At 39.6% G+C, this 13,060-nt stretch carries 11 protein-coding genes and 1 other RNA gene; 8 read left to right on the top strand and 4 right to left on the bottom strand.

Translation table 11 applies throughout. From position 1 onward, the window contains the following. Positions 1 to 3: 3 nt before the first annotated feature. From H4K35_RS04865 to H4K35_RS04855, 3 genes are all read left to right on the top strand, one after another. The gene (locus tag H4K35_RS04865) at positions 4 to 1,059 is read left to right on the top strand and encodes a linear amide C-N hydrolase (protein WP_182626260.1); all 1,056 of its coding nucleotides are present in this window, start codon (positions 4 to 6) and stop codon (positions 1,057 to 1,059) included. Positions 1,060 to 1,187: 128 nt separating this feature from the next. Continuing rightward, entirely contained in the window at positions 1,188 to 2,168 is a 981-nt protein-coding gene (locus tag H4K35_RS04860; protein ID WP_182626259.1) for a tyrosine-protein phosphatase, read from the top strand. 27 nt (positions 2,169 to 2,195) lie between these two features. Continuing rightward, complete coding sequence (locus H4K35_RS04855) at positions 2,196 to 2,870, top strand: DUF2461 domain-containing protein (RefSeq protein ID WP_182626258.1); 675 nt, start codon at positions 2,196 to 2,198, stop codon at positions 2,868 to 2,870. A gap of 143 nt (positions 2,871 to 3,013) precedes the next feature. On the opposite strand, the gene H4K35_RS04850 is transcribed toward H4K35_RS04855, so the two are convergent. Then, entirely contained in the window at positions 3,014 to 4,090 is a 1,077-nt protein-coding gene (locus H4K35_RS04850) for a glutaminyl-peptide cyclotransferase (protein ID WP_182626257.1), read from the bottom strand. Positions 4,091 to 4,178: 88 nt separating this feature from the next. Here H4K35_RS04850 and ffs point away from each other — a divergent pair. Next, an RNA gene (gene ffs / locus H4K35_RS04845) (signal recognition particle sRNA small type) lies at positions 4,179 to 4,277 on the top strand. Between the two features lie 152 nt (positions 4,278 to 4,429). Here the strand turns inward: ffs and H4K35_RS04840 are convergent. Both H4K35_RS04840 and dinB read right to left on the bottom strand, forming a co-directional pair. Then, positions 4,430 to 7,414, bottom strand: coding sequence for a DNA polymerase III subunit alpha (locus H4K35_RS04840; RefSeq protein ID WP_182626256.1), 2,985 nt, complete (start codon positions 7,412 to 7,414; stop codon positions 4,430 to 4,432). A gap of 2 nt (positions 7,415 to 7,416) precedes the next feature. Then, complete coding sequence (gene dinB, locus H4K35_RS04835; protein ID WP_182626255.1) at positions 7,417 to 8,574, bottom strand: DNA polymerase IV; 1,158 nt, start codon at positions 8,572 to 8,574, stop codon at positions 7,417 to 7,419. A gap of 83 nt (positions 8,575 to 8,657) precedes the next feature. On the opposite strand from dinB, the gene H4K35_RS04830 reads away from it, so the two are divergent. Beyond that, positions 8,658 to 9,425, top strand: a complete 768-nt coding sequence (locus tag H4K35_RS04830; RefSeq protein ID WP_182626254.1) for a LexA family transcriptional regulator — start codon at positions 8,658 to 8,660, stop codon at positions 9,423 to 9,425. 429 nt (positions 9,426 to 9,854) lie between these two features. Here the strand turns inward: H4K35_RS04830 and prfB are convergent. Then, positions 9,855 to 10,950, bottom strand: a protein-coding gene (prfB, locus tag H4K35_RS04825; RefSeq protein ID WP_182626253.1) for a peptide chain release factor 2 whose coding sequence is annotated in 2 segments (ribosomal slippage) — positions 9,855 to 10,886 and positions 10,888 to 10,950 — 1,095 coding nt in all. Because the reading frame shifts where the segments join, the coding sequence is not laid out codon by codon here. A gap of 46 nt (positions 10,951 to 10,996) precedes the next feature. Between prfB and H4K35_RS04820 the strand changes: the two genes are divergently transcribed. The 3 genes from H4K35_RS04820 to H4K35_RS04810 all read left to right on the top strand — a co-directional run bounded on the left by H4K35_RS04820 (position 10,997) and on the right by H4K35_RS04810 (position 13,059). Then, positions 10,997 to 12,022, top strand: a complete 1,026-nt coding sequence (locus H4K35_RS04820) for a low specificity L-threonine aldolase (RefSeq protein WP_182626252.1) — start codon at positions 10,997 to 10,999, stop codon at positions 12,020 to 12,022. A 103-nt stretch (positions 12,023 to 12,125) separates the two neighbouring features. Continuing rightward, complete coding sequence (locus H4K35_RS04815) at positions 12,126 to 12,446, top strand: DUF6787 family protein (protein WP_182626251.1); 321 nt, start codon at positions 12,126 to 12,128, stop codon at positions 12,444 to 12,446. 115 nt (positions 12,447 to 12,561) lie between these two features. After that, the gene (locus tag H4K35_RS04810) at positions 12,562 to 13,059 is read left to right on the top strand and encodes a TlpA disulfide reductase family protein (protein WP_182626250.1); all 498 of its coding nucleotides are present in this window, start codon (positions 12,562 to 12,564) and stop codon (positions 13,057 to 13,059) included. Position 13,060: the final 1 nt, after the last annotated feature.

The raw sequence follows: 13,060 nt of genomic DNA, 5'->3' as shown, positions 1-13,060 counted from the left end.
CCTATGAAAAAATGGAAAATTTGGGTAGCTAATTTAGCCTTAGCAGCCTTTTTACTACCCGTTGCATCAGATGCTTATGCGTGTACCCGAGTGGTATACAAAGGGCCAAATAATACAATAATTACCGCGCGTTCAATGGATTGGAAAGATGAAATCGACCCGAATATTTGGGTTTTTCCAAGAGGAATGGAACGCACAGGGGAAGTGGGGAAAGCCTCTGCCAAATGGAAGTCTAAATACGGAAGTGTCATCGTATCAGCCTTTGATATCGCCACAACAGACGGAATGAATGAAAAAGGACTTGTTGCCAATATTTTGTGGTTAGTCGAATCTCAATATCCTGATTATGATCCAAATGGAAAACAAAAGGGAATGAGCTTAGCTATATGGGCGCAATATGTATTGGATAACTATGCAACTGTAGCGGAAGCCGTAGCTGATTTACAGAAAAATCCAGTTACTGTCGTTACAGCTAATACACCAGGGAGAACCACCTTGGCAACGGTTCACCTAACCATGTCAGACGCCAAAGGCGACAATGCTGTGTTGGAGTATATCGATGGAAAATTAAAGATTTACCACGATCCTTCTTATACTGTTGTTACCAATTCACCAACGTATGACAAGCAATTAGCAATCCGCGATTACTGGGCATTTTTACCAGGTAATCAGGTGTTACCAGGAACAGGAAGATCAGAAGATCGCTTCGCAAGAGCTTCGTATTACGCTACAGCAGTAGATCAAAGCGATGATACCATGGTAGCAGTTGGATCGGCATTTAGTGTCATCCGCAACTGTTCTGTTCCTTATGGAGTACATATCGAAGGATATCCCAACTTGTCTTCAACAAAATGGAGAGCGGTGTCAGATCAAAAAAATCTAGTGTATTATTACGAAGACCCATTGACGTTATCGCCTCTGTGGTTAGACCTTAAAACCCTTGATTTTGGAGAAAAAGCAGGAGTTAGAAAATTAGATGTATCCAATAGACAGCAGTATTTTGGCTTGTCTAACGATCATTTAGTTGCTAGCAAACCGTTTCAATTTATGGGAGTTTAAAACAGAAACTACCTGAAAAATATAAAAAAGCAATGCGATACCCGCATTGCTTTTTTTGTATCTAGAGGGGAAACGGAGAAATAGAATAGAAATGCTTAACTTTGAAAGAGGACCATACAAGATGTGTTATGAAGAAATATAGACGGTTAATTTTAATGGGGGGACTGTTGTTTTTAGGGAGCTGTTCGTATAAACACGCCTACCAACCCATTGTGTTTTCAAAGCTAGATACAAAGGAGAATTATGAAGCTTTAGCTGAGCGCTATGCCAGTGGAGAAACCACGTCATTTTCTCCTGCCGCCCAACAAAAAACATTATATCAAGAAGCTAATGCAGCAGTGGCGATTAATCATGTGGCTAATGTTCGCGAGCTTGGAGGAATTATCACGCAAGACCAACGCGTGGTTCAAGCTGGGCGCTTTTATCGCAGTGGTCATTTGGGAAAATTGAAGAAGAAGGATTTTAAAGTGCTGCAAGACTATGGTATTTCTCAAGTAATTGATTTAAGGACGGATAGGGAAATTAAAAAGCATCCCGATCGCTTGCCAACAACCATTTCATACTATAACCTACAAGCTTTTGAAGACTCAGAAGATATGTTTAGCAAAGCGAAGAAAGAAGTGCTAAAAGGACGTGTAACTGTTGAGGAATCAAATAAAGCGGTCGAGGAGTTTTACGGGATTTACGTTTTGGATAACCCAGAAAAAATCCGCGAGATTGTTGTGCGCATCTTGGATAATGAAGAAGCAACACTGTTTCACTGTTCGGCAGGTAAAGATCGTACGGGTATGATAGGCGCTATTGTGTTGAGTATTTTAAACGTAGATCGCCAAACCATCATGGAAGAATATTTACTGTCCAACAACGGGCGGGTTGATGATGTTGCTAGTCGCATGAAATTGGCAAAATTTGGAAAATTTATGTTTCCAAAAATTGACTATGAGGTCATTGAAAATTTCTCATGGATTAAACCCAACTACTTAACGGCAATGTTTACTGCTATTGAGGCCAAGTACGGTACAATGGATGCGTATATTACACAGGGGTTATCCATCACGAAGGAGCAACGTCAGCAGTATATTAATAAGAATACAACTATTTTAAAGTAAATTTGTCCGTCAATTGTTGAAGAAACTATGGATCACTTAAAAAAAGAACATATAGCCCTATTAGAGGCGATTAGTAAAAATAACAATAAGCCGTGGTTTACGGAGAATAAGCCACAAATAGATGCCGTTTTTACCGAAGTAAAAGCGTTTTTCAAAAGCGTTTTTGATCAAATGGCTGCTGTAGATGAGGTTGAGTTGTTTCACGTCCATCGCTTATATCGCGATGTGCGTTTTTCCAAAGATAAAACACCGTATAAAACGTATTTTGGCTTACATATCGGGCGTAAAAAACCACTGTTACGCGGGGGGTATTACTTGAATATAGAGCCTGGAAAGAGTTTTGTTGGCGGAGGATTTTGGGAACCCAATAAAGATGACTTATTGCGCATTCGAAAGGAAATCGCTTTAGATGATTCTGAAATGCGTCAGCTCATCAATGATCCGCAATTTATTCAAACCTTTGGCGGATTGGTAGGGGAAGAGCTGAAAACTGCACCTAAAGGCTTTGATAAAGAACATCCCGCCATTGATTTACTGCGCAAAAAACAGTTTTTAGTTATGCGCCCTTTTGCGGATGAGGAACTGCTACAACCCACTTTTATAAATGAAGTGATTCAAACTTTTGAAGTAATGAAACCGTTTTTTGATTATATGTCGGACGTCTTGACTACTGATGTTAATGGGGTGAGTTTGTATGAGTGAGAGGGGAGTAATGAGTGGTGGTTTAGAAACTGTAAACCGTCAACCGTAAACTAAAATAAAACAGCGATGGCTTCCAATTGGAAGCCATCGCTGTTTTATTTTTCATTGAAAGAAAATTTTTCAGTCACCCATCTCCAATAACGCTATTCAATAATTTTAATTTCGAACATTTTGTTCCAGTTTTTTCCAGTTACAAAGAAGGTATTGGTTTTAGCGTTGTAGGCGATTCCGTTTAATACGTCTAAGTCAGGGTGATGTTCTACCATATCATAAAGTTGTGACAGATCTATAACACCTTCTACAGCTCCTGTAGTTGGATTAATAATAGCTACACCACTTTTTCCGTAGAAATTGGCGTAAATCTTGCCATTTACCCATTCTAGTTCGTTGATGTTGACCAAGATTTCACGTTGAGCAGCGACTGTGATCTCATCCACTTTTTCGAAGGTATCAGGATTGAGCTTGTATATTTTTTCTGAGCCATCTGTCATATACAGGTATGTTCCATCGTTGCACAAGCCCCAACCTTCCATTCGTTGAAAGTAGGGAAGAGTGGCGATTTTTTCAAAAGTATCTGGATTGTAAACATAAGCTTCATTGTTTTTATAGGTCAATTGATACAGCTTGTTGTTTAAAATGGTGCAGCCTTCTCCAAATATGCTCGCTGGAAGTTCTTTTATTTTAAGGACTTCTCCCGTTTTAGGGTTGATTTGACGCACGCTTGATACGCCTTTCGTTCCTGTTCCGATGCCTTCACCATTTCCTGTGCTTTCATATAGGATTCCGTTGTGGAACTCCAATCCTTGTGTATACGCTTTGATATCGTGAGGAAGTGTATTGACAATGGAGTAATTAACTAATTGAGGGGCAACAGAAGAAAGTAGGGTAACACGAGTAGTAACATCAATACTTTCTTTATTGGCATAAGCGGTTCCTTTTAGTATATATTGTCCATATTTATACCCTTTTAATGGGGCAGTTACTAGTTCATTGGCCTTTGAAGAACCAAGACGATGGTCGTTTAAGTAATAAACTACGGAGTCAAGCTCGGTGTTTGGCGCGAGATTTAAGCTTAATTTTATAGTCTCTTTATCGTTGTAAACCTGTTTTAATTCGGATGTATTTAAAGAAATTACATTTTTTTGTAAATTATTTTTCTCAGAACAACTGAAAATGGTTAAGGATAAGGCTAAGGGTATAAGCATGTTATGTCTTTTCATCGGTCGTTTAAATTTTATTACAATATACAAAAGTTATTATAATAGTAGTAAACACTTGGAAAAATATAAAATGGTTGTATATTTGCAACGGCAAGTCCTACACGACCAGCTCCTGCAGAATCCTCCAGGGTGGGAACGCAGCAAAGGTATGTGGTTGTAGCGGTGCGATGTAGGTAGCTTGCCATTTTTTTATTTTGATCTCCTAAATAGGGGATTTTTTTTTGCCTTTTTTTAGGGTAGATCGCTGGAGGTATAACGACCTACATCAGTTTGTATCTGCGCCACTTTGCATAGGATGCTTCTATTTGCTGTTCTATTCCCTTTCAATTCACCATTGTGTTATGCTCTTTTAGCTATTATTTTTCCTTTTGTGTTTTGTTTGTTGTCTACTTGATATCTCGGATCTGCCATAAAAGGGAGTTTGGCCATTTTGATAATGTGAAGCGTTGGCACGTCGTATTCTATTTGAATCGTTCCCAAGAGCAAATAACAACCACTTCCTTGAAAGGGGTATTGCTGTAAGCTTTGAGGAAAGTGAACGCTGTCAAAGTAATCTCCATGTACATCAATCCACGTACCGAAGTACATGAGTCCACTTTTGATTTGAATGGGCTTTAAGGCGATTAAATAGCCCACTAAGCGCGTATTCTCATCTTTGTGGTAGAGGAAGTCCTTGGTGGTGATTTCTCCTCTAAATTTCGTCTGTAAGAGGTTAAAGGGGCTACAAGATACTGGGAAACCCAAATATTCAAGTTCATCAAAGGCATCTTCTTCTGGTATTCTCTTCAGTTTTGGCAAGTTAAATGGTTTCATGGGTTCTTGTAACAACGACCAAGTTGGATTGGATTTGTTCTTGTGATACAACAATTTCGCTTGGATGAGCAATTCGTTTTTCTGGAGTCCTGTAAATTGAAAAGCTCCGATAAATAGTAAGGTTTCCAAGGCATCAAGCGGAATGTTTACACGTTGGATAAAATTCTCCAAAGAGGTGTAATTTCCTTGTCGCTGACGCTCTTTTATGATGGCTTCTACTAGCGCTGTGTTGAGGTTTTTCACCAGTTCAAATCCCAAAAAGATATCTCGTTTTCTCAAGGTAGCTCCTTGGTTGCTTCGGTTGATGCAAGGGGGAAAAACGCGAGCGCCAGACATTTTAGCCTCGTGTACATACACTTCTGTGCGATAGAATCCACCTTGGTTGTTGATCACAGCCACGATAAACTCCAGGGGATAATGGGCTTTGAGGTATAGACTTTGATAGCTTTCAATCGCATAAGAAGCCGAATGGGCTTTGCAAAAAGAATAGCCTGCAAAAGATTCGATCTGGCGGTATATTTCTTCGCTAAGGGCTTGTGGATGTCCCTTTGCCTCACATAAGGCTAAAAAGCGATTGCGAACCGCTTGTAAGCCTTCTTTGGAACGGCTTTTTCCACTCATAGCACGGCGGAGAATGTCGCCGTCTTCGGCAGGTAACCCTCCGTAGTGAAGAGCAATCTTAATGACGTCTTCTTGGTATACCATTATGCCATAGGTTTCCCCGAGTTGGTCTTTAAAAACATCGTGAAAATACTCAAATTGATTGGGGTGATTGTGTCTGTAAATATATTCTTGCATCATACCGCTTTGGGCAACTCCAGGTCGGATAATAGACGAAGCTGCGACTAATGTTTTGTAATTGTTACACTTTAATTTTCTCAATAATCCACGCATAGCTGGACTTTCAATGTAGAAACAGCCTATGGTGTTTCCCGCTTGTAAATAGGCGTTGGAACGCAACTCGTTTTTGGAAAGCGAAATATCGCGAATATCAACGGTTGTGTTTTGGTTCTGTTGGATCAGGGCTACAGCTTCGTTAATGTGTCCAATACCGCGCTGACTGAGGATATCGAATTTTTCAAAACCAATGTCTTCGGCAGTGTGCATGTCAAATTGTGCAACAGCGTAACCTTTGGGAGGGTAATCCAAGGCAGTAATACAAGTCAGTGGTTCTTCTGCAATCAGGATTCCACATGCGTGCATGCTGCGTTGATTTGGAAATCCCTCCAAGAGCTGTCCATACCGATGAATCAGTTGAACCACGGAATTGTTATCGATGTGTTCGCTTGTATATCGATTGTTGAGCTGATCGAGTTCTTCTTTAGCTAATCCGTATACTTTGCCGATTTCTCGAACAATAGAACGCGCTTTAAAGGTGGACATGGCTCCGCAAAAAGCAACGTGTTCACTGCCGTATCGATCAAAGATATAGTCTATAATCGCATCGCGATCTGTCCACGACCAGTCAATATCAAAATCAGGAGGTGATTTTCGATTGACATTTAAAAAACGCTCAAAATACAAGTCGAGTTCTAAAGGACACACATTGGTAATCCCTATGCAATACCCTACTAAACTATTAGCGCCACTTCCTCTGCCTATATGCATAAAACCCCGTGTTGTGCTGTAGGTAATAATATCCCAAATAATGAGAAAATAGCTGGCAAAAGACAATTGCTCAATAACCGCTAATTCCCTTTTTAACCGCAGCTGTGCTTGGTTGTTTTCACTGCCATAGAGCCGTATTAATCCTTCTTGCGCCAGTTGAGTTAGCAGCTGTAAATCGCTTTCTTTGCTGTCGGTGAAATGGCGTTTATTTCTGTTTTTTTTCGCGCTAAACGAAAAAGTAGCTTCAGCTGCGATTCTTTTAGTATTGGCAAGTAAGGTAGGAAAGGCGGCAAAATGCTGAGATAAGGTTGCTTCACTCACGAGAACTTCATCGGGTAAGGCAGATGTTTGAGGATCTAATTTGCTCAATAGTGTATTTTGATCAATCGCTTGTAGGATGCGATGCAACTCATACTCTTCAGGATGTTGAATCGTTACGGGGTGTAAAACAACCATTTTGTGTACTAGCTTTTTCCATTGTTCTTGATAGAGTAGGTTGCGTTGATTCATTCTCACGCCAATATACTCGTGATCCGCAAGGGTAGGTGGACAATTATCCATAGGATAGATCACAAAGGTATCGACCAAGTTAGGGGCTTTTTTGGCGAAGGGTTGTTTGGTCTTATTGTGATGAGAAATATATTGATTGACAGCAGTAAAACCGTGTGTACTCGTGACAATAACGATGTATTGTACGCGTTGATCTACGCGAAACTCAGCGCCAATAAGTGGTTTAATCGACGCTTCTTGGCACAGGCGAATAAAGTCATACATCCCATAAAAGGTATGGATGTCTGTGAGTGCTAAGGTGGTGATTTGTAGTTCTTTGGCTTTGTTTACCAATTGCGCTAAGGGAATCGTGCCAAAGCGCAGACTATAGTAAGAATGACAATTTAACAACATCTTTATTTTTTTTTAGTTTTGAGTATCGCACTCGAACAGCGGTGAACTGCTTGTATGCCGTATTGTTTTTTGATGTGGTCCATAGCCTCATAGAGCGCCATAATTTCTTGGGAATCTTCAAATAGGTTGATTTGATAACTCCCCCTTGCTAATCCGCTGAAATTAATTCCAATCAATCGCAAACGCATGCGGCGTTGGTAGTGCTTTTCAAATATGTCTAACACCTGAGCATTGAGCAGGTGATCCGCTGCGGTATAGGCAATTTTGCACTGCTTGGTTTCTGTGTCGAAATTGGTATATCGAATCTTGACGGATACCACAGAAGTCAGCCAGCCTTCTGATCGCAATTGAAAAGCTAGGCGTTCTACCATTCCCAACAAAGTCGTTCGCAACAAAGTGAGGTCAATGGTATCCTGAGCAAATGTGTGCTCTACTGAAATGGACTTGCGTTCTCGATAGGGTTCAACAGGCGCATAATCAATTCCGTTGGCTTTTTTCCAAATGTCTAATCCATTTTTTCCCAAAAGCTGAAACAGTATTTCCGAGGGCATATTGGACAAGGTTTCAATAGTGCGAATACCCAAGCGCGCAAGTGAATCATATGTCGCTTGTCCAAGCATAGGAATTTTGCGAATCGACAGCGGATTGAGAAACGGGCGCACTTCCTTTTCGGGAATTACGAGTGCTCCAGCAGGTTTGGCTTCATTCGTTCCCATTTTCGAAACCGTTTTATTAACTGATAAAGCATAACTCAAGGGAAGATGGGTTTCTTTTTTGATTGTCGAAGCCAATTCAGCAGCCCATTGATTGGTGCTAAAAAAGCGATCCATCCCCGTTAGGTCCAAGTAAAATTCATCAATACTTGCTTTTTCCATGATCGGCGCTTTTTCCGCTATAATTTCCGTTACTTCTGCCGACATTTTACTGTACAACTCCATATCGCCTTTGATGATTTTAGCTTGAGGACACAAGCGCATCGCCATGCGAATAGGCATGGCAGAACGCACGCCAAATGCGCGGGCTTCATAAGAACAACTCGCAACTACCCCGCGATCACCTCCTCCTATAATAAGGGGAATACCAGCGAGTTGGCGATTGGTTAATCGCTCGCAAGAAACAAAAAAACTATCCAAATCTAAATGTACAATTGCGCGTTCCATCTGCTCGAGTTTAAAATATTTTAAACAAACTTACTACGTATGTTAGCAATAATTAGTATATTTGATGCTATAAATAATAGCAAATGTCATACTTATCAGATAACATCAGGTATTTGCGAGCACAGAAGGAGTTGTCTCAGCAAAAAGTCGCAGATTCACTACTCATTACGCGTGCTCGTTATTCTAAATATGAAGAAGGGGCATCGGAACCGCCTTTGGAAGTTTTGTTGAAAATCTCGCGTTATTTTCACGTGAGCGTGGATTTACTTATTTCGGTAGATTTGAGAAAGGTGCCCATGCAAGATTTATTGAAATTGGAAGATAATCGCATACTATTGCCTATTATGGTCGATCCCAATGGAAATAATTTTATTGAGATTATCCCACACAAGGCGAGAGCCGGTTATTTATCGGGCTATGCTGATCCAGAATTTATTCAAAACCTCGATCAAATTTCATTGCCTTTCTTAAGAGATGGCAAGTATCGCGCATTCCCCATTGAAGGAGATTCTATGCCACCGCATCAAGAAGGATCGTTTATTATTGGGAGCTATATTGAACAGTTGGAGTACATCCGCAACGGACGAACGTATATCATTATGACGGCAAATGAAGGCGTGGTGTATAAACGGGTGTATCGCATCGATGAAGATACGTACGAATTGCATTCGGACAACACATTTTACGAACCTTATCGCATCAAGGCGTATGATATTCTCGAAATATGGGAGTATGCGTGTAGCATTGCCACGGAAGAATTTAAACCCGAAGACCTAGGGGAAGCTGATACCAAAGCTATGTTTCAGGAAATACGTCATATGTTGAAAGATGTTGTGAAGAAGATGAATTAGTTTTGTGCTTTGTGCGGTTTGTTTTTTGTACTTTGTGCGGTTTGTTTTTTGTACTTTGCGCGGTTTATCTCACCTAGTTTATATTGGTTTTGGTGTTCGATGAATATATCTCACCAAGATTATATATTGTTTTGGTGTTCGATGAATATATCTCACCAAGATTATATATTGTTTTGGTGTTCGATGAATCTACACTTCGTTACGATTTTCACTTCGTTACGATTTGTGCTTTGCTCTTTGTCTTTTGATTGCCTTATGTGAAAATGATTCGTTCTAACGAACAACTTTGCCCAACAGCAAAATCCAAACAGCAAAATCCAAATATCCACAGCCCAATACCTAAAGTCCAATAGCAATAAAAAAACAAGCTTGAGTTTTACCCAAGCTTGTTTTTTTATGCATTTTATTTACCGTAAACTGTCAACGGTATTATTCCTCTTGTTGGCCCATCATCATTAAATAGGCTTTTAAGAAAGCGTCGATTTCGCCATCCATAACTGAATCAACATCTGTTGTTTCTTGACCTGTTCGAACGTCTTTGACTAATTTATAAGGATGCATCACATAATTTCGGATCTGTGAGCCCCATTCAATTTTTTTCTTATTGGCTTCAATTTCATCGCGCATGGCTTGTTTTTTCTTCAACTCAATTTCGTAAAGTTGAGATTTTAAGAGCTGCATGGCTTTGATTTTGTTGTCTAATTGAGAACGGGTTTCTGAGTTTTCAATAATAATTCCCGTAGGATGGTGTCTCAAGCGAACCGCTGTTTCTACTTTGTTTACATTTTGTCCACCGGCACCACTAGAACGCATCGTCTCCCAAGAAATATCTGAGGGACTGATTTCGATTTCGATGGTATCATCCGCAAGGGGATAGACATAAACCGAAGCAAAAGAGGTATGTCGTTTGGCATTGCTGTCAAAAGGGGAGATACGAACCAGACGGTGCACGCCATTTTCTCCTTTTAAATAACCAAAAGCAAATTCACCTTCAATCTCCAAGGTTACGGTTTTTACCCCCGCAACTTCTCCCGCTTGATAGTTGAGTTCTTTTACTTTGTATCCACTGTTTTCAGACCACATGATGTACATGCGCATCAACATAGAAGCCCAATCACAACTTTCTGTTCCACCTGCACCTGCGGTAATTTGCAAGACCGCACTCATGTTATCTCCTTCGTCTGATAACATATTCTTGAACTCTAAATTCTCGATGAGCTCCAGGGTTTTCTTGTATTGATCTACTACTTCCTCCTCCGATACTTCTTTGGCGTTGTAAAATTCAACCAACACTTGAAATTCTTCTAAATGATTTTTTGCTTGTTCATAGTCTTCAATCCACTTTTTCTTGGATTTTAGATTTTTGACAATGATTTCAGCTTCTTTTGAATTGTTCCAAAAGTCAGGGGCAAACGTTTTTTCTTCTTCGTTTGCAATTTCAATTAACTTCTTATCGACGTCAAAGATACCTCCTTAACGCACCAAGGCGATCAATAATGTCCTTCTGTTGTTCTGTGGTTACCATAATTTTTAATACTTTTACAAGCAAAAATACTTATTCCTGCGGATTTATGGAAATTAATTTAATTAGCGATACAATTACAAAACCTACGCCAGAAATGTTGAACTATATGTTGAAAGCGAGAGTAGGGGACGATGTTTACAAACAAGATGGAAGTACCAATGAGTTAGAGGCGGCTGTTGCAGAGCTGTTTGGAATGGAAGCTGCCTTGTTTTTTCCCTCGGGAACTATGGCTAATCAAGTTGCGATCAAATTACATACTCAACCGGGAGATCAATTAATTTGCGATAGAAGTTCGCATATTTATCAATTCGAAGGAGGGGGAGCTGCGGTTCATCACGGCGTAAGTTCAGCTTTAGTGGATGGAGATCGCGGGCGAATTACAGCAGAAGACGTCCTATATCACTATACAGATCCTGCGAATATCCATTTGCCACTTACCAAGTTGGTGTGTTTAGAAAATACGACTAATATGGGTGGAGGGGCTTGTTATGAGCTGAGTGAAATTGAGCGTATCAAAGAAGTATGTGATGCTTATGGAATAAAAATGCACTTAGATGGTGCGCGACTGTGGAATGCCTTAGTGGCAAAATCACAGCATCCCACGCAGTTTGGCGCTTTATTTGACACGATTTCGGTGTGTTTCTCCAAAAGTTTAGGTGCACCAATAGGATCTGTTTTGTTGGGATCTAAGGAGTTGATCCAGCGTGCAATCCGCCTTCGTAAAACTATGGGAGGTGGAATGAGACAAACGGGATATCTAACTGCAGCAGCTTTGTATGCCCTAAAAAACAACGTGAGCCGCCTACAACGCGATCACTATAGAGCCAAGCAAATTGAAATGTTGCTCAACAAAAAAACATGGGTGAAGGAAGTTCTGCCTGTGCAAACAAATATTTTAGTTTTTCGTTTAGAAGACGATGCAAAAATTAAACCTTTTTTGGACAAACTCAAGCAAAAAAATATTCTCATTAGCGAAATAGGAAAAGGATGGTTGCGCATCGTTACCCATTTGGATTATCGCGAAGTCATGCATGAATATGTCTTAGAAACCATGAATCAAATCGAACTCTAATATAAGTAAAAGCCATTCGGACGAATGGCTTTTATATTTTAAGAAAAATTAGTTTTTTACTACTCTAAAAAGAACTACTTTTGTTTAGAATTAAAATAAATAAATGGAAAAGTTAAAGCAACGTTGGGGACTTACTTCTAATTTCCAAGTGGGAATTATATTAGTGGTATTTGCAATTACAGGTTCAACTGCTGCGTTTATTTCGAAACCTATTTTGACTTATTTAGGCATAGAAAGAGGATTGACACATCCTTTGTTGTATTGGGTGTTGTATGTTTTAATTATTTTTCCCATGTATAAGGTCATCCTGATTTGTATCGGGACTTTATTTGGTCAACGGGAGTTCTTTTGGAATTTTGTCAAAAAAATGTTGACGCGTATGGGATTAGGATTTATTTATCCCAAAGAAAAAGTAGAAAAGTAAAACAAATAGAAAACAAAAATAGCGAAGCATATGCTTCGCTATTTTTGTTTGGGTATAGGGATGTTTTTTTTGACTAAAAAAATTATATTTGTAGAACACCTTGATGAAATATACTATGAGTCGATATTTTTTAATAGCCCTACTTATTTTATTAACAAGTAGTTGCAAAAAGGAAGCAACGCAAGGCAAGCCTTTTGCCTTAACAGGTATAATTAAGGATTACACTGTACTTTTAGAAGCGGTAAATCAAGAAGACGACAAGATTTATATCGTTAATTTTTGGGCGACTTGGTGTGTGCCTTGTGTACAAGAACTACCTGATTTTGTTCAGTTTTATCAGGATTATAAAGACAAGGTAAAAATGGAACTTGTATTGGTAAGCTTGGATCGTTCTGGTGATTTTGAAACCAAAGTACAGCCCTTTATCAAGGAGCATCAACTCACACCTCCCGTGGTGTTGTTAGCTGATGTAAAGCGGATGAATGAATGGATTCCCCTTGTACATAAGAATTGGAGCGGAGCAATACCTGCTACAGCAGTTTATAAAAATGGCAAACAAATTTATTTTCACGAGGGAGTTTTGTCCTACGAAGCGTTGAAGAAATTAATTTAAT

Source organism: Myroides sp. NP-2 (genome assembly GCF_014145665.1).
Lineage (GTDB): Bacteria > Bacteroidota > Bacteroidia > Flavobacteriales > Flavobacteriaceae > Flavobacterium.
Note: the sequence above shows the minus strand (reverse complement) of the source record. Positions and strands in the feature narration are given on the sequence as shown.